The organism is Arthrobacter sp. KNU-44, assembly GCF_051843155.1.
Classification (GTDB): Bacteria; Actinomycetota; Actinomycetes; order Actinomycetales; family Micrococcaceae; genus Arthrobacter.
The window spans coordinates 2,329,327-2,345,645 of sequence record NZ_JBPXNG010000002.1 but is presented as its reverse complement, the minus strand read 5'-3'; the positions used below and the strand labels follow the sequence as shown (position 1 = coordinate 2,345,645).

Sequence of the window (16,319 nt, the reverse complement as noted above, 5' to 3'; positions counted from 1 at the left end):
ACGCGGGGTCACTTACGGCCCATGTTGAGCCGTCTAATGGGCGCTAAGTGACCCCGCGTTGCTTTGTGCGAGGTACGCGTCGAGGGTGGCGCTGCGGTGCCGGCGGGCGGCTTGTTCGATGGTGTCCGCGTCGGCGTTGCTTTCGATCAGCTGCAGCAGCGCCTCGTGCTCTTTCACGGATTCCTGTGCGCGGCCGGGGACGAAGCGGAACGTCGAGGCCCTGATCGAGGCGAGGCGGTTCCAGCCCCGGTGGACGAGGTCAAGGATGTGCGGATTGGGGCAGTGTTCGAAGAGCACGCTGTGGAAATCCTGGTTCAGCGCCGTGAAGCGGACCGGATCGAAATGCTCCAGGCAGTCGCGCATCTCCCCATTCACGGCACGGGCCCGGGCAATCGCCACGGAATCGATCAGCGGTGCGGACAACGCCGTCGCGGCTCCTTCGATGATGCTCAAAGTCTGCATCGTGTACAGGTACTCGGTCGGATCGATCCCCGAGACCGTGGCGCCGACGTTGCGCTCGAACTTCACGAGCCCTTCGGCCTCCAGGCGGCGGATCGCCTCCCGGACAGGGACCACGCTCACGCCCAGGTCCTCGGCGATCTTGGCCAGCACCAGCCGGTAACCCGGCGAATAGGTGCCTTCGACGATCCGCGCCTTGACGGCCGCATAGGCCTGCTCGGACTTGCTCCCGACGGCGGTTTCAGTCATCTTGGGCCCCTTCCCACTGTTCGTAGCGGGCACGCCACTGCGCGTTCATCGGGTATAAACCGTCCACGCTATTGCCCTGCTTGACCATCTCGAAGATGAAGGCCTCTTCCTTCTCCTGCTCGATGCACTCATCCACGAGCTCCCCCGCGATCGCCGGCGGAATCACCAGGATGCCGTCCGAGTCGGCCACGATGATGTCCCCGGGCTGGATAGTGGCCCCGCCGCAAGCGATGGTGATGTCCGTGTCCCACGGGATGTGGCGCCGGCCCAGCACGGCGGGGTGCGGGTTGGCGAAGTAGGTGGGCATGTCCAGTCCTGCCACCGCGGAGTAGTCCCGGACACCGCCGTCGGTGATGATGGCCGCGGCGCCGCGCATCTGGGCACGTAGTGCGAGGATGTCCCCGACCGTCCCGGTGCCCTTTTCGCCGCGGGCTTCCATGACCAGGATCTCGCCTTCGTTGACGGAGTCGATGGCCCGCTTCTGGGCGTTGAAGCCGCCGCCGTGGGTCGTGAAAAGGTCCTCGCGGTTGGGAACATAACGCAGCGTCCGGGCGAGCCCGACAACGCGGCGGTCCGGGCGCGTGGCCTGCAACCCGTCGATGCTCACGTTGTTCAGCCCGCGCTTGCGCAACTGGCTGGACAGGGTGGCCGTGGCGACACTTTCGAGCTTCTTCTTCAGCTCGGGGGTCAGGACAGGCACGACGACGGCGAGGCCCGCCGCTTCACGGGAACCGTATGCCTCCTCCCGCTGGGTGTCATCGGACTTGGGCCGGGCACCGAAGTCCGCGAACGGCGCCGTACCCTCCGTCACGGTGGTGGCCAGGCGGCCGCTGCTGAGCCCGCCGGCGGTCACTTCAACCTCGACGACGTCGCCGGGCTGGGCGACGGAGGCGCCGGCCGGGGTGCCGGTCAGGATGATGTCGCCGGTTTCGAGCGTGAGGAGCTGGGAAAGATCGGCAACGAGGCGCGCGAAGGGAAACAGCAGGTCCTCGGTGGTGTCCTCCTGGACGAGTTCGCCGTTGTGCCACGTGCGGATGCGCAGTCCCGAAGGGTCGACGTCGGCGGCCGGGATGAGCGCGGGGCCCACCGGGGTGAAGCCGTCGCCGCCCTTGGACCGGAGATTGGAGCCCTTGTCCGCGTAGCGCAGGTCATAGACGCCGAGGTCGTTGCTCGCCGTGACCCACCCGACGTGGTCCCAGGCGTCCTCGATGCGGACGCGGCGCGCAGCCTTGCCGATGACAAGCGCGATCTCGCCCTCATAGCCGAGGAGTTCACAGCCTGCCGGACGTTCTACTGTCGAGCCGCTGAGAGCAAGGGACGACGGTGGCTTCAGGAAGTATGACGGCTGCTCCGGCGTACGGCCGCGCTGGGCCGCCCGGCTGGGGTAGTTGATATGCACCGCGATGACCTTGCGGGCCGCGGCCAGGGTGTGGTCGGTGACCTGTTCCAAGTTTCACTCCTCATCGAGTACGAAATCGTATACGATAACTATGGCCCCGGAGCTTCGGGACGTCAACCCCTGTTTTTTAGGCGCACTCGACCTTGTAACCCCCGCCACGCCTGCCGTACAGTGTGAATCCAAACTCAAGGTTCAAATAAAGAATTCACAGTTCTATAATTGAACAACCACACGATGAAGTGAGGAAAGCCCATGCAGTTCCACCACCACGGTTATGTGTCCGGTGACCCCCGAGTCCAAGCGGCCGCCGGCGTCGGCATCGACAGGCCCGCCGAACTTCCCGACGAGGTCGACGTGCTCATCGTGGGCAGCGGACCGGCAGGCATGCTCGCCGCCGCGCAGTTGTCCCAGTTCCCGGGCGTCACAACCCGTATCGTGGAGCGCCGCCCCGGGCGGCTCGCGATCGGCCAGGCCGACGGGATCCAGGCCCGAAGCGTGGAGACCTTCCAGGCCTTCGGATTCGCCGAGCGGATCATTGCCGAGGCGTACCGGATCACCGAGATGGCGTTCTGGAAGCCGGACCCCGCGGACCCCTCGCGAATCATCCGGACCGCCCGCGCCCTCGACGATCCGACAGGAGACATCAGCGAATTCCCGCACCTCATCGTCAACCAGGCGCGCGTGCTCGACTACTTCGCCGAATTCATGGCGAACTCCCCTACCCGCATGACTCCCGACTACGGATACGAATTCCGCGGCCTCGAGGTCAGCGGTGAGGGCGACTACCCCGTCACGGTTACCCTTCTCCACACCGCCGGACCCAACGAAGGCCAGGAGCGCGTTGTCCGGGCCAAGTACGTCGTGGGGGCGGACGGCGCCCGGAGCAAGGTGCGGGAGTCGATCGGCTGCACGCTCGCCGGCGACCAGGCCAACCACGCGTGGGGCGTCATGGACGTCCTTGCCGTCACGGACTTCCCCGACATCCGCACGAAGTGCGCGATCCAGTCCGGCACCGGTGGCAGCATCCTGTTGATCCCGCGCGAAGGCGGTCATCTTTTCCGCATGTACGTCGACCTCGGCGAGGTGGACCGGAACGACAACCGCTCCGTGCGCAACACCACCATCGAGGAGATCATCGCCAAAGCCAACGACATCCTCCACCCCTACACGCTCGATGTGCGCAACGTCGCCTGGCACAGCGTGTACGAAGTGGGCCACCGCCTCACGGACAGGTTCGACGACGTCCTTCCGGAGGAGCGCGGCACCCGCACGCCACGCGTTTTCATTACGGGCGATGCCTGCCACACCCACAGCGCGAAGGCCGGCCAGGGCATGAACGTCTCCATGCAGGACGGGTTCAACCTGGCCTGGAAGCTCGGGCACGTACTCGAAGGCCGCAGCCCGGAGAGCTTGCTGTCCACATACTCCGCCGAGCGCCAAGTTGTTGCCAAGAACCTCATCGATTTCGACAAAGAGTGGTCCACGCTCATGGCGAAGAAGCCCGAGGAATTTGAGGATCCCACTGAGCTCGAGAACTTCTATGTGAGCACGGCAGAGTTCCCTGCCGGTTTCATGACCCATTACGCCCCCTCGCCGCTCATCGCCGAGCCCACGCACCAAGGCCTGGCCACGGGATTCACCATCGGCAAGCGCTTCAAGTCCGCGCCGGTAGTGCGCGTCTGCGACACCAACCCGGTGCAACTCGGTCACCAGGCCAAGGCGGACGGACGGTGGCGCATCTACGTCTTCGCGGACGCAAGCGAAGCTGCCGGGACGGCAAAAGTGGGAACCTCGCCGGTCGTCGACTTTGCCGAGTGGATCGCGAACTCGCCGGACTCGCCGCTGGCCGCAACGCCGTCGGGCGCCGACCGTGACGCATGGTTCGACGTGAAGGTGATCTACCAGCAGGAACACACGAGCGTCGACATCGGGGCGGTGCCGGAGGCATTCAAGCCGCAGGTGGGACCGTTCAAGCTCACGTACCTTGAGAACGTCTACGGCACCGATCCTTCGGCTGACATCTTCGAGCTGCGCGGCCTCGACCGCGGCGGCGTCGTGGTGGTGGTGCGGCCGGACCAGTACGTGGCGAACGTGTTGCCCTTGACCGCGACGGCGGAACTCGCCGCGTTCTTCGCGCCCCTCCTTCGATCGGGACGGACCGCGGCAGTGTGAGCTGTTGGCGTCCCGGCGTGCGGGACCAACGCAAGGGTTCATTCTGTCGGTGGCCCGTCGTAGGGTACCGGCATGGATATCATCATGGTTCCCGGATTCTGGTTGGACGCTTCTTCATGGTCGGAGGTCACCCCGCCGCTCGTTGCTGCAGGGCATACGGTCCACCCGCTCACGCTGCCTGGGCTGGAAGCTGTTGACGCCCCGAGGTCAGGGATCGGCCTCAGGGATCACATCGAAGCAGTAGTGGCGGCGGTCGACGCCGTTGGCAATCCCGTAGTACTGGTCGGCCACTCCGGCGGAGGTGCCATCATCCACGGAGCCGTCGACGCCCGCCCGGACCGCGTGGTCCGGGCGGTCTACGTAGATAGCGGCCCGCTCGGCGAGGGCGGTGTCATCAACGACGAACTGCCAGTCGAGGGCGATGCCGTGCCCTTGCCACCATGGGAGCTTTTCGAAAATGAGGATCTCGTGGACCTCAACGAGGAGCTGCGGGCCGCCTTCCGCGCACGGGCCATCCCGGAACCAAAGAACGTCACCACAGATAAGCAGCGCTTGCACGATGTTCGCCGTTACGACGTCCCCGCCACCATCATCGCGTGCGAGTTCCCGTCCAGCCTGCTCGGCGAATGGATCGAATCCGGCCACCCCTTCGTGGCCGAGCTCGCCCGCATCAACGACGTCGAATTCATGGATCTGCCCACCGGACACTGGCCCCAGTTCACCAAGCCGATAGAGCTCGGGAAAGCAATTCTTGCGGCGGTTGAGCGGAGGGGTTAGTCATTGCGCTGAATGTCTCGATGAGGGCTTTCGGTAGCTGTCCACTGTGGCCTCCAAAGCCTCGTCCCAGGGCGTTGCCGTAACACCCAGCATCTTCTGCGTCTCCGTGGAGTCGACCACGAATGGCATCCTGAATTGATAGCTTGAGGCTGAGATCTCGCGCATCATGGGAACGACTGCGCCGAGAGCGCTGAGAAACCATTGCGGGATCGAGGCGACCCGGCCATTCACGCCCCACCGCTCATTTACCCGCCGCACGATTTCCGTGCGCGGGACGGACGCACTCGGCACATGCCAGGCACGCCCCCAATCGCCCGTGTGGTCTGCAGCAGCGATCAGCGTCGCGGCGATATCGGGAAGGAAGCTCCAACTGTGCTCGAGTGCCGGGTCCCCAACGACGCGCGCCGTCTTCGAGGCCAAGAGCGGTTCGAAAAAACCACCGCCGAGGTGTGTCGACATCCCCGCAGCGCCAGGACCGAAGTAGTCGCTGGCCCGAACCTCCACGGCCCGGATTTCACCGCGTTCGTGTGCGGCGAGCACTTTCTCCCAACCCGCCTTGCGTACCAGGCCCTTTTTCTCGGTGGTGGCGAGCTGTGAGTGCTCGGTCATCGGGCCGGCCGGCTGCCCGTACGCATAGAGGTTACCCATGAGCACAAGCGCGGACCCGGAGTCACGGGCCGCAGTGATCACGGCGTCGAAGATCGGCGGCCAGTCGGCTACCCAGTTGGTGTAAGGCGGGTTTGTGCAAACGAAGATCGTGGCGGCTCCGCGCGCAGCCTTTGTCACCTCGGCCGGGTTGCTGGCGTCCAGCTTCACTGGACTCGCGCCAGGAACCGTAGTGCCGCTGCGCGTGCCGAGTGTTACCTCGTCTCCACGGGCGGAGAGCTGCCTCGCGAGCGTCCCGCCTACGAGTCCCGCGCCAAGGATGAGATGGTGTGCCACGATGGTTTCTCCTTAACTCTTCGGCGATGCTTTGCTGGTGGGGTCGCACTTAAACACGACGCAGCTCGTCACCCTTGACAAGATCCGAGGGTGGAATGAATGATACGAGCCTCACCAGCTTTGTCCCTACCGGTGGTCAGTAGCTGAATTGGTGTCCAACAATGTCGAAAGAGCGCATTGACTGTAATAGTGTGGGCGTGTTTTTCAGTCGGGTTGCTTGGGTTGCTCCTGAACTGGATGAGTGTGATCGGAACGCTGATCGTGCCACGTCCGCTGCACAGCAACCTTTCACGGGTGACCCATTTGGTCACTGCGAAAATCTTCTTTGCCATCACAAAACCCGTCACCTCGTACGAAGTGCGTGATCGAATCCTTGCCTGGCAGTCTCCGATGGCGCTCTTCGTCCGCCTCCTGGTTTGGGTGATCCTGTTCGACTTGTCGTTCAGCCTCCTACTCCTTCCCTTCGTCGACGGCGACTTCTGGCAAGCCTCAAGCGAAGCCGGCTCCGCGATGTTCACCCTCGGCTACGCTGCCCCGTCGAATGTCGGCAACACGGTGTTGGTTTACGTTGCCGCGTATACCGGATTGATCGTCATCGCTTTGCAGATCGGTTACTTGCCTACGCTCTATGCAGCCTTCAACAGGCGGGAAGCAGAGGTAACGCTCCTGGTTTCGAGGGCAGGCTCGCCCTCATGGGGGCCGGAGCTTCTGGTGCGCACGCGGTTTGGTATGGCCGCCCAAACCAGCACCAGCGAACTCAGCGAGCTCTACCGCACGTGGGAGCGGTGGGCCGCAGATGTGGCCGAATCACACAGCACCTACCTCACCTTGGTGTGGTTCCGCTCACCTTCGCCGCAATCCAACTGGCTCAACTCCCTCCTCAGCGTCATGGACGCGGCCGCGTTGCAGCTATCCCTGAGTCCGGGGTCTGCCCCGAGCACCCGCGCGCGGTTGGCCCTCCGGATGGGGTTCACCTGCCTGAATCAGGTGGCGCGGGCCATTCGTATCCCGGTCGATGAAGACCCCGATCCCGATTCCGAAATCGACGTGAAATTCGAAGACTTTCAAGCCGCCGTGGAGCTCATGCGGACAGTCGACTACCCCGTTGAGGTGACGGCCGAACAAGCGTGGCCTCATTTCAGGGGCTGGCGCGTCAACTACGAAAAGGTCGCATACGCCCTTGCCTACGCGATCGATGCCCCGCCATCAATGTGGAGTGGCCCACGGCGCTTCGCGTCCGAACCGATCATGCCGCACCGGCCGAAGAACCGCACTTCCAAGGACGTCAAGCCGGACGACCCGCAAATGATTGCCCAGAGGAAGACACGGTGACAGCAAGGTGCGAGGATGGCACAACAAATGACCATTGACCTGCACCGAAGAGGAGATGCATCATGCCCATGATCGACGTTTACGCCACGGCGGGGACCTTTGCAGACAAGCACAAGCTCGCCATTGATCTGGCGTCGACGGTGATGCGCGTGGAGCAGGTGCCGGACATCCCGATGTTCCGCAAGAACACTGCGGCATTCATCCACGAACTCCCCGAGGGGGATCTGTCGAATGTCGACGGCGACAGCAACTACGTTCGCGTCCAGGTGCTCACGAACGCGGGCGCATTGAACCGCGAAAAGCAGCTCGCTCTGGTCGAACAGCTCACCGCGCTCGTTGCGACGGCGGCCGCTGATCCGACACTTCCCGATCGAACCTGGGTCCTCCTCACGGAAGCCCCCGACGGCGGCTGGGGCCTCAAGGGCCACGCCAACACGAATGAGGAACTCATCGCGGCCGCGCGTGCACAGATCGCCTCCCTCCAAGGGCAGGCCCCGGAGGCCTGACTTCGGCAGCAACAGGGAAAGAAGGGCGCCAAGCGCCTCAGACCTTGGCTACTCGGCAAACACCTGCTTGGCGACTGCCATGGCGGACATCGCTTTCGGCCAGCCCGCGTAGAACGCCAGGTGCGTAATCGCCTCGCTCAATTCGGCCTCGCTCAGTCCGTTGGCCTTCGCAAGACGCAGGTGCCCGAAAAGCTGTTCGGTGCTGCCGCTCGTCACGAGACAGGCAACGGTAATGAGGCTCCGGTCCCGCTTGGCCAGTTCGGACCGTTCCCAGACGTCAGCGAAGAGAACGTCGTCGGTCAGGGAGGCAAGTTTGGGCGAGATGTCTCCGACGAGTTGTTGGGCACGGGATTGTTCAGTCACTGGGTTCTCCTTGTTAGTGGTTCATTCAGGGGAGCGAAGGGTCCGCCTTCAGCCTCCTCAGCGTCCTCCTGGGGTGCCCAGCTGTTGAGCAGCCGGAGGCCTTCCTCGGACCGGGAACCCGGTTCGGCGGCATAAATGAGGAGGGTGAGGCCCTCATCCGTGGTCAGTTGCATGGCCTCGTACGTGAGTTCCAAATCACCAACAACGGGATGCCGAAGGCGCTTGGTGCCGTTTCGGTGGACGAGGACTTCGTGTGAAGCCCAGAGCTGGCGGAAGGGTTCGCTGTGGGTCGCGAGTTCGCCGATGAGGTCGGTGAGGCCTTTGTCGTAGGGGTGCTTGCCGGCCTCGGCGCGAAGGGTTGCGACCATGCCGCGGGCCATTTCCGGCCAATCGGGATAGAAGTCTCCGGCGCGCGGGTCCAGGAATAGGAATCGAGCGGTGTTTCCCGGCCGTCGGGGATCGACGAAGATCGGCGCGTAGAGCGCCCGTCCCAGACGGTTGCCGGCAAGGAAATCGGCTTTGCCGTTTCTGACCCAGGCCGGTGCGGCGATCGAGTCGATTATGCGCTGCACAGCCGGACGTACGTGGTGCGCCGCAGGACGTGCGCGGCGGGCCCCGCTGCTGTTGGCTGTGTTGGCGAGATCGTAGAGGTGGGCGTGCTCAACCTCGCTCAGCTGGAGCGTGCGCGCGACTGCGTCGAGAATACTCTCAGAGACACCGGAGATGTTGCCGCGTTCCATGCGCACATAGTAGTCAACGCTCACGCCGGCGAGCATCGCCACTTCCTCCCGGCGAAGGCCCTTGACGCGCCGGCTACGTCCATAGACGGGAATCCCGGCTTGTTCCGGTGCAACCCGGGCGCGACGCGACGTCAGGAAGTCCTGCACCTCGGTCCTGTTGTCCATTTCATTACCTTAATTTCGACGACGGCGACGCACGGGTCCGCTGATTCAGGCCTGGCCGGCGGGGCGGAGCAGGATCTCGTTGATGGTCAGGCGCCGCGGGCGGCTGACGGCGAACGCGATGACTTCGGCGATGTCCTCTGCCGTTACAGTCACCTGGCTGTACAACGCCTCGGCGCCCTGCCGGGTCTGCTCGTGCGTGATGTGGCTCGGAAGCTCGGTGGCAACCGCCCCGGGTTCGATGACTGTGACCCGAACCCCGGGCTGAAGTTCCTGCCGGAGCGATTCGGACCAACCGTTCATTCCCCACTTCGTCGCGGCGTAGACGCCATTGCCAGGCCTGGCCGTCCTGCCGGCGACAGAAGAGATGTTGACCAAGTCCCCGCCACCATCGCGGAGCTGGTCCAAAAAGACCTCCGTCGTTGTGATCGCCCCGATCAGGTTGACTTCGATCATCTGGCGGTAGTCCTCCTGCTGATCCGAAGAGAACGGACCCAGCAGCATGATCCCCGCGTTGTTCACCAACACGTCGGTCCCGCCGAACTCTGCCTTGACCCGCTCCGCGGCGGCCACCAGGGAGCTGCGGTCGGTAACATCTGCCTCAATGGCAATAGCAGCGTCCCCGAGCTCATCAGCCAACGCCTGGATCCGGTCGGACCTCCGTGCGAGGAGGGCGACACGGTAACCGTCTGCGGCGAGGGACCGCGCCGTGGCGGCCCCGATTCCCGACGACGCCCCAGTAATGACGGCAACCCGTCCTTGTCCAGTACCCATGATGTGTCCCTCTTCCGTGAAAGCTTGCCTACTCGCTTTCAATCCTAGGAACGCACATCGGAATGAGGCAGGGTCCGCTATTACCTGTTTCCCGATGAACTCCGGGGTCCGGGATCAGAGCGGCGGATATCTTCTGAGGCCCACCACTCCGCCCGCGGCGATCAGGGTTCCACCGAAGGCCACCAGGATTCCAGCCACTGAGACGGTTGGAGCGACGGGATGGTCGCTCTGTGCGGTCGAGCCGGAGTCGACCCGGTCGGCGGCCACCGCCGAGGCTGAATTTTGCGTCGAGGGGCTCGGGCTGGACACGATCGGCGAAGGCCCTGCAGCGACGGTTGCGGCAGGTGGCGCCACCTGGGTGGGTGCCGGTACGGCCGTCACCGCCGGCGAGGGCGTCGAAACGCCACCCGGAGGAACTGCGACGCCGGGATCCGGCAGGGGTTGCGGTTGGACCGGTGGGCTGGCCGTGGCGGACGGCGTTGCTTTGCCCGTCGGCCGAGGAGACGGGGAGCTGCTGGGAGAGCACATGCCGACCACCCCTAGAAGCCCTTGCGAATCGCAGTTTGCGGCCCCTGCGGGCCCCGCCGGCGCAAGTACGATCAGGCACAACGCGAAAGGGAGCGCGACGAGGGCAACTGGAACCTTCCGGCGAGTCATGGCTTCGACTCTACCTACTCCGCGGCAACTTGGGAGGGAAGCGGCGTTGGCCTCAATCCCCGAGCTGCCCCAGAATCCGGGCCAGCTCGGCGCGATCCTCTGCGCTCAGCCGGGCAAAGTACTCGGAGGACTTGCCGCGCCGTTCGGCGCTGACCTTCGCGAAGAGCTGCTGCCCGGTTTGTGTTGCGGCGACAAGGGTGGCCCGCCGGTCTGTGGGGTCCGGATCACGACGGACGAGGCCTTTGACCTCCAGCTGATCCACCACTTCCGTGGCCGAACGCGGCGCAATGCGCAGCCGTTCCGCCAGGTCTTTCAGTCGCATCGGCTCCCCGGGCGCCGGGCGCATCAGTGTCATGAGCGCCCGCCACTGGTGCGGCGTCAGCTCCCAGGGCGAGAGCTGCTCGGCCCAGGTCCGGCGCAGCCCCCGGAAAGCGGCATGGAAGAGATCCCCGAGGTCGGCAGAATCAGGGGGCTGTGAGTGCATGCTGCCAGTCTAGCAATTTGACCAGTAACCACATAGTGAGGTAACCTCTGCATTAGTAGGCGCGATTCCCGCGCCCCGCTCGCCACTGGAGGTGGTGCTTATGACGGAGAACATCCTCACCCAAAATCCCCATCGACCGGGCGCTGGAGCCCGAAGTCCCGGCCGCGGCCCCGCCCGCCTCAATCCTGCCGACCGCACCCAGCTGAAACAGCATCCCGTGCGCCTCAAACGGATCGCGGGGCTGTTCACACCGCACAAAGTGACCATTGCCGCCGTCGTGCTTCTCATCAGCGCTTCCAGCATCATCGGCCTCGCGCAGCCGTTCCTGGTCCGCCACATCATCGACGTCGCGCTGCCCGGAAAGGATCTGCCGCTTCTCGCGTGGCTGGCCGCCGGACTGATCGCGGTGGCCGCCGCAACCGCACTCATTGGCGTGCTACAGACCTGGATGACCACGGGCATGGGCCAGAAGATCATGCATACCCTGCGCACGCGACTGTTCACCCACTTGCAGAAGCAATCGCTCGGATTCTTTACCCGGACCCGCAGCGGCGAGGTGCAGTCGCGGTTGAACAACGATATTTCCGGCCTGCAGCAAGTCATCACCTCCACCGCCACCGGTGTCGCGTCCAATCTGACCACGGCCATTGCCACCGCCATCGCCATGGTGGCCATTTCGCCAGGGCTCTCGCTCCTGTCCCTGATCGTGATCCCGCCGGCGGTCTGGTTCACCCGCCGCGTGGCCTTGCTCCGGCGCAACATCACGTCCACGCTGCAGAGTGAACTGGCCACCATGAACACCCAGGTCGAGGAAGGCCTGTCGGTCTCCGGCGTCCGGCTCTCCAAAACCCTCGGGACCACCAAGCGCGACGCCCGCCGTTACACGGAAAGCTCCAAACGGCTGATCGGCCTGGAGATGCGATCCCAGTTGGCCGGCCGCTGGCGGATGTCCACCATGGGCATCATCTTCTCGGCCATTCCGGCGCTGATCTACCTGGCCGCTGGATTGCCCGTCACCAGCGGAGGCATGACCATCGGCACGCTCGTGGCGTTCACCGCCCTGCAGTCCGCCATCTTCCGCCCCGTCATGAGCCTGCTGGACCTCGGCGTCCAATGGGTCACCGCGATGGCCCTGTTCAGCCGCATCTTTGAGTACCTGGACTTGGCTCCCGAGATCACTGCCCCGGTGCAGCCCGTTGCCCTGGACCCGGCCGCAATACGCGGCGAGGTCCGCTTCGAGGGTGTCAGTTTCGCGTACGACGGCGGCGCTGAAGTCCTGCACGGCATCGACCTTACGCTTCCGGCCGGCACCAGCACCGCAATCGTTGGACCCACGGGCTCCGGGAAATCGACCCTGGGCTCGCTGGTCCCGCGACTGCATGACGCCACCGCCGGGAGGATCACAGTTGACGGCGTGGACGTCCGCGACATCGCCCCGGAGGACCTGACGAAAATCGTTGGTGTCGTGTCACAGGAGACGTATTTGATTCACGACACCATCCGGGAAAACCTGCTGCTGGCGGCGCCCGGAGCGGACGATGCGGTGCTGTGGAACGCGCTGGCCTCCGCGCAGATCGCGGACCTGATCGCGAGCTTGCCCGACGGCCTGGACACCATGGTCGGCGCCCGCGGCCACCGGTTCTCCGGCGGAGAACAGCAGCGCCTGGCCATTGCCCGAACCATCCTGCGCAACCCCAAAGTGCTGGTCCTCGACGAGGCCACCTCCGCCCTGGACAACGCCACGGAGGCCCAGGTCCAGGCGGCGCTCGACCGCCTGGCGGTTGGCCGGACTACGCTGACCATCGCCCACAGGCTCTCGACGGTGGAGAAGGCCGATCAGCTGGCGGTCCTCTCTGGCGGAGCGGTCGTGGAGCTCGGAACGCCCGCCGAGCTTCGCAATGCCGGCGGCGCGTATGCGCGGCTCACCGAGGCCGGAGGGACGGTGGAGTTTGCCGGCTCCGCGGCCCGCCTCACGGCATGAAACGGTACCCGATCCCTACCTCGGTGATCAGGTGGCGCGGGTTCCCGGGCTCCCGTTCCAGTTTCCGGCGGAGCTGCGCCATGTACACACGCAGGTAATTGGCTTCCTTGGCGTAGGCCGGGCCCCAGACCTCGCTGAGGAGCTGCTGCTGGGTGATCAGCTTCTCGGGATTCCGCACGAAGAGATCCAGGATCCGCCACTCTGTCGGCGTCAGCCGGACGTCTTCGCCGTCGCGCGTCACGCGTCTCATGGCCAAATCCGCAGTGAATGATTCAGTGACCAGCACCGGCTGTTCTTCGCCCGGTTCCGACGTCCGCCGCAGGATCGCCCGGAGACGAGCCAGCAGCTCGTCGAGTCCGAAGGGCTTGGTGATGTAGTCGTCCGCGCCGGCGTCCAGGGCTTCAACCTTGTCGTCGGAGCCGTGCCGGGCGGAGAGGACCAGGATGGGCACGCTGCTCCACTCACGCAAGCGGGTGATGACCGTGGTTCCGTCGATGTCCGGCAAGCCCAGGTCGAGGATCAAGACGCCCACCGGGTGCTGGGCTGCAGAGCGCAAGGCCGATTCGCCGTCGGACGCTGTGGCCACAGTGTAACCGTGGGCTTGGAGAGTGATCCGCAGGGCCTTGACGATATGGGGATCGTCGTCGACTACCAGGACGTTGCTCATCTCGCCTCCCCGGAGGCGCTATCCGGACTGCCCGACGGCGGCACGTGCCGGCGCTGCAAAAGCACCGATTGCGCTTCCATGGGAGCTTGCGCTTCCTCGTGCGGGAACGCGACCCCTGTGGACAGCGGAAGCCGAATGACCATGGTCAGGCCACCGCCCGGAGTCGCTTCCGCGGTGAGCGTTCCTCCCATCGCTTCCGTGAATCCCTTCGCTACTGCGAGCCCCAAGCCAACTCCGGTGGTGGAAGGGACGTCGTTGAGCCGCTGGAATGGCTGGAACATCCTGACCACGCTTTCGGCGGGAACGCCTTGGCCGTGGTCGATGATGCGCAGTTCCCCCGACGGCCTCCCGTCCAGGGTGGACGAGCTGAAGCCACCAGCGGCTCCCACTAACACAACATCGGAATCCGGAGCGTACTTGATGGCGTTCTCCACGATGTTTGCAATGACGCGTTCCAGCATGCCGGAGTCGGCGTCGATCTCCGGCATGTTTCCCGGCAGATCAACGCGCACCCGTCCCGGCGGTATGCCATGGAGCGCAGTTGGTATCACCTCGTACCAGCGCACCGGGCGAATGAGGGCGTTCACTGAGTCCGAGGTGATGCGGGACATGTCCAGAAGGTTACCCACGAGGACGTCGAGCCTGTCCGAGCATTCCTCGATGGTTGCCAGCAGTTCCTGTTCCTCCTCGGGTGTGTAATGGACGTTGCTTTGCCGCAAGCCGCCCACGGCTAACTTGATCCCGGCCAACGGAGTCCGCAAATCGTGGGAGACGGCGCGCAGGATGGAGGTGCGCATGGTGTTGCTCTCGGCCAAGCGCATGACCTCCCGTCGGCTGGCTGCCAGTTGTCGCCGCTCGAGCTGGGCGGAAAGGTGCGCGCCGAAGGCGCTGAGCAACCGGCGGTCGCTGGCCGGCAGGATGCGGCCGGACAGGACCAGCCGGGTTCCGGCGTCGATCTGTTCGGTGTTTTCGCCGCCGTCGGGCGGTAGTGGTGCGGCCTCTCCCGCTTTGGCGACGAGGCGCCAGCCGCCGGTCGCCGCGCCAGCCGGGCCCCCCGCCCTGAACAACGCGGCACCGCGCATCTGGAACACGTCCAGCGCTTGCTTCAAGAGTCCCTCGACAGTGTCCTCGGCGCTCGATGCCCCCCGCGTGAGGTCACCCAGGGTGGTGGCCTCTGCACGGGCACGGGCGGCCTCCTTGGAACGCCTGGCCGATACGTCCACGACGGCGGCTACTGCGGCTGAAACACCCACGAAGACGAGCAACGCGAGGATGTTCTCGGGGTCGCTGATGGTCAGGGTTCCCACGGGCGGTATCGAGAAGAAGTTCACCAACAGGCTGCTCCACAGGGCACCGAGCAGGGCAGGCCACAACCCGCCGACCAGCGCCACGGCAACCGAGCCCGTGAGCTGGAGGAGCACGGCCGTCGCAATGCTGTGCGAAGGGCTCGCGGCCAGCAGGAGCTGCAAAAGAACCGGAAGGACCACCGCCATGGCAAATCCGACGATCACCCTGGTGCGGCCAAGGTCCCGCTGCCGCCGACGGTCGACGCCCCGGCCACCCAGCGGATGCGAAACCATGTGCACGTCAATATCGCCGGAGTCACGGACCACCCGGTTGCCGATCCCCCGGCCGGTCAGCCGGGCGACAAGGCTCCGGCGTCGGGAAATCCCGACGACGATCTGCGTCGCGTTCACGCTGCGGGCGAAGTCCAGCAAGGCCTTTGCCGGATCCTCCCCCGCCACCGTGTGGTAACTGCCGCCCAAATCCCGGACCAAAAGGCGCTGGGATTCCAACGCCTGCGGAGATTCCGACGCCACGCCATCGGCCGCGCGGACATGCACCGCGAGCAAGTCGCCGCCGTTGACGCGCTTGAGGATCCGGGCGGCGCGGCGGACGAGGACTTCTCCTTCAGGGCCGCCTGTGAGGCCGACGACTATGCGTTCGCGGGCTGGCCAGCTCGCCTCGATCCCCTGTTCCAAACGGTACTTCGCGAGCCCTTCGTCCACGCGATCGGCCAGCCACAGCAAGGCCAGTTCCCGTAATGCCGTCAGGTTGCCCATCCGGAAATAGTTGGAAAGGGCTGCGTCGATCTTGTCCGCCGAGTAGATTTTGCCGTCGCCCAGCCGTTGCCGCAGCAGCTCGGGGGAGATGTCCACAAGGTGTATTTGATCGGCACGCCGCACGACGTCGTCGGGCACTGTCTCCGCCTGCCGGACGTCGGTGATGGCACTTACGACGTCACCGAGGGATGCCAGATGCTGCACGTTGACGGTGGAGAGGACGTTGATACCGGCGTCGAGCAGTTCCTCGACGTCCTGCCAACGCTTGGGATTTCGGCTTCCTGGGATATTCGAGTGGGCGTATTCATCGACGACGGCGGTGCGCGGCTTACGTACCAGGACCGCGTCGACGTCCATCTCTTCAAAGCTGGTATCCCGGTACGCGATGCTGTGCGGTGGAATGACTTCCAATCCATCCATCAAGGCCCGGGTGTCGCTGCGCCCATGATCCATGGCGAAGGCCACCACTACATCTTCACCGCGCCCGCGGAGCCGGTGGGCCTCTTCAAGCATGGCGTAGGTCTTCCCTACTCCCGGGGCTGCCCCGAGGAAAATGCGCAGCGTTGCCCGTGCCATGTGGTCATTCTTTCAC

Annotated in this window: 15 protein-coding genes; 5 read left to right on the top strand and 10 right to left on the bottom strand. The window is 64.9% G+C overall.

The window, feature by feature from the left end:
• Window positions 1-33 precede the first annotated feature (33 nt).
• Window positions 34-708 (bottom strand): GntR family transcriptional regulator, encoded by a 675-nt coding sequence (locus ACSVHC_RS11900; protein WP_437771817.1) that lies wholly within the window; start codon window positions 706-708, stop codon window positions 34-36.
• Window positions 701-2,158 carry a fumarylacetoacetate hydrolase family protein gene (locus tag ACSVHC_RS11895; protein ID WP_437771818.1) on the bottom strand — a complete coding sequence of 486 codons (1,458 nt, stop codon included), beginning with the start codon at window positions 2,156-2,158 and terminating at the stop codon, window positions 701-703. The genes ACSVHC_RS11900 and ACSVHC_RS11895 overlap by 8 nt, the downstream gene beginning before the upstream one ends.
• Before the next feature lie 201 nt (window positions 2,159-2,359).
• On the opposite strand from ACSVHC_RS11895, the gene ACSVHC_RS11890 reads away from it, so the two are divergent.
• Together ACSVHC_RS11890 and ACSVHC_RS11885 are read left to right on the top strand one after the other, a co-directional pair.
• Window positions 2,360-4,279: an FAD-binding monooxygenase gene (locus ACSVHC_RS11890; protein ID WP_437771819.1), complete on the top strand. Its 1,920-nt coding sequence runs from the start codon at window positions 2,360-2,362 to the stop codon at window positions 4,277-4,279.
• A 72-nt stretch (window positions 4,280-4,351) separates the two neighbouring features.
• Entirely contained in the window at window positions 4,352-5,056 is a 705-nt protein-coding gene (locus ACSVHC_RS11885; protein ID WP_437771820.1) for an alpha/beta fold hydrolase, read from the top strand.
• Here the strand turns inward: ACSVHC_RS11885 and ACSVHC_RS11880 are convergent, their stop codons facing one another.
• Complete coding sequence (locus ACSVHC_RS11880; RefSeq protein ID WP_437771821.1) at window positions 5,057-5,998, bottom strand: NAD-dependent epimerase/dehydratase family protein; 942 nt, start codon at window positions 5,996-5,998, stop codon at window positions 5,057-5,059.
• A 237-nt stretch (window positions 5,999-6,235) separates the two neighbouring features.
• Between ACSVHC_RS11880 and ACSVHC_RS11875 the strand changes: the two genes are divergently transcribed.
• Together ACSVHC_RS11875 and ACSVHC_RS11870 are read left to right on the top strand one after the other, a co-directional pair.
• On the top strand, window positions 6,236-7,330 hold the full coding sequence (locus tag ACSVHC_RS11875; protein WP_439180959.1) for a hypothetical protein: 1,095 nt from the start codon (window positions 6,236-6,238) through the stop codon (window positions 7,328-7,330).
• Window positions 7,331-7,392: 62 nt separating this feature from the next.
• Entirely contained in the window at window positions 7,393-7,836 is a 444-nt protein-coding gene (locus ACSVHC_RS11870) for a hypothetical protein (RefSeq protein ID WP_437771823.1), read from the top strand.
• A 48-nt stretch (window positions 7,837-7,884) separates the two neighbouring features.
• Here ACSVHC_RS11870 and ACSVHC_RS11865 read toward each other — a convergent pair whose 3' ends face one another.
• From ACSVHC_RS11865 to ACSVHC_RS11845, 5 genes are all read right to left on the bottom strand, one after another.
• Window positions 7,885-8,199, bottom strand: a complete 315-nt coding sequence (locus ACSVHC_RS11865; RefSeq protein WP_345448124.1) for a carboxymuconolactone decarboxylase family protein — start codon at window positions 8,197-8,199, stop codon at window positions 7,885-7,887.
• Window positions 8,196-9,104, bottom strand: a complete 909-nt coding sequence (locus tag ACSVHC_RS11860; RefSeq protein WP_439180958.1) for a helix-turn-helix transcriptional regulator — start codon at window positions 9,102-9,104, stop codon at window positions 8,196-8,198. Before ACSVHC_RS11860 ends, ACSVHC_RS11865 begins: the two co-directional genes overlap by 4 nt.
• Before the next feature lie 45 nt (window positions 9,105-9,149).
• Entirely contained in the window at window positions 9,150-9,875 is a 726-nt protein-coding gene (locus tag ACSVHC_RS11855; RefSeq protein WP_437771825.1) for an SDR family oxidoreductase, read from the bottom strand.
• Window positions 9,876-9,989: 114 nt separating this feature from the next.
• Window positions 9,990-10,532, bottom strand: coding sequence for a hypothetical protein (locus ACSVHC_RS11850; RefSeq protein WP_437771826.1), 543 nt, complete (start codon window positions 10,530-10,532; stop codon window positions 9,990-9,992).
• Window positions 10,533-10,584: 52 nt separating this feature from the next.
• On the bottom strand, window positions 10,585-11,016 hold the full coding sequence (locus tag ACSVHC_RS11845; RefSeq protein ID WP_437771827.1) for a MarR family winged helix-turn-helix transcriptional regulator: 432 nt from the start codon (window positions 11,014-11,016) through the stop codon (window positions 10,585-10,587).
• A 100-nt stretch (window positions 11,017-11,116) separates the two neighbouring features.
• Between ACSVHC_RS11845 and ACSVHC_RS11840 the strand changes: the two genes are divergently transcribed.
• Window positions 11,117-12,997 carry an ABC transporter ATP-binding protein gene (locus tag ACSVHC_RS11840; RefSeq protein WP_437771828.1) on the top strand — a complete coding sequence of 627 codons (1,881 nt, stop codon included), beginning with the start codon at window positions 11,117-11,119 and terminating at the stop codon, window positions 12,995-12,997.
• Here ACSVHC_RS11840 and ACSVHC_RS11835 read toward each other — a convergent pair.
• Both ACSVHC_RS11835 and ACSVHC_RS11830 read right to left on the bottom strand, forming a co-directional pair.
• Entirely contained in the window at window positions 12,987-13,664 is a 678-nt protein-coding gene (locus tag ACSVHC_RS11835) for a response regulator (RefSeq protein WP_437771829.1), read from the bottom strand. The two genes, ACSVHC_RS11840 and ACSVHC_RS11835, sit on opposite strands and share 11 nt — an antisense overlap.
• Window positions 13,661-16,303, bottom strand: coding sequence for an ATP-binding protein (locus ACSVHC_RS11830; RefSeq protein WP_437771830.1), 2,643 nt, complete (start codon window positions 16,301-16,303; stop codon window positions 13,661-13,663). The genes ACSVHC_RS11835 and ACSVHC_RS11830 overlap by 4 nt, the downstream gene beginning before the upstream one ends.
• Window positions 16,304-16,319: the final 16 nt, after the last annotated feature.

Bases quoted from the DNA above. Each gene is read 5' to 3' on its own strand.
- ACSVHC_RS11900 (WP_437771817.1), bottom strand. From the start codon at position 708: ATGACTGAAACCGCCGTCGGGAGCAAGTCCGAGCAGGCCTATGCGGCC.
- ACSVHC_RS11890 (WP_437771819.1), top strand. From the start codon at position 2,360: ATGCAGTTCCACCACCACGGTTATGTGTCCGGTGACCCCCGAGTCCAA.
- ACSVHC_RS11885 (WP_437771820.1), top strand. From the start codon at position 4,352: ATGGATATCATCATGGTTCCCGGATTCTGGTTGGACGCTTCTTCATGG.
- ACSVHC_RS11875 (WP_439180959.1), top strand. From the start codon at position 6,236: ATGAGTGTGATCGGAACGCTGATCGTGCCACGTCCGCTGCACAGCAAC.
- ACSVHC_RS11870 (WP_437771823.1), top strand. From the start codon at position 7,393: ATGCCCATGATCGACGTTTACGCCACGGCGGGGACCTTTGCAGACAAG.
- ACSVHC_RS11860 (WP_439180958.1), bottom strand. From the start codon at position 9,104: ATGGACAACAGGACCGAGGTGCAGGACTTCCTGACGTCGCGTCGCGCC.
- ACSVHC_RS11855 (WP_437771825.1), bottom strand. From the start codon at position 9,875: ATGGGTACTGGACAAGGACGGGTTGCCGTCATTACTGGGGCGTCGTCG.
- ACSVHC_RS11850 (WP_437771826.1), bottom strand. From the start codon at position 10,532: ATGACTCGCCGGAAGGTTCCAGTTGCCCTCGTCGCGCTCCCTTTCGCG.
- ACSVHC_RS11845 (WP_437771827.1), bottom strand. From the start codon at position 11,016: ATGCACTCACAGCCCCCTGATTCTGCCGACCTCGGGGATCTCTTCCAT.
- ACSVHC_RS11840 (WP_437771828.1), top strand. From the start codon at position 11,117: ATGACGGAGAACATCCTCACCCAAAATCCCCATCGACCGGGCGCTGGA.
- ACSVHC_RS11835 (WP_437771829.1), bottom strand. From the start codon at position 13,664: ATGAGCAACGTCCTGGTAGTCGACGACGATCCCCATATCGTCAAGGCC.
- ACSVHC_RS11830 (WP_437771830.1), bottom strand. From the start codon at position 16,303: ATGGCACGGGCAACGCTGCGCATTTTCCTCGGGGCAGCCCCGGGAGTA.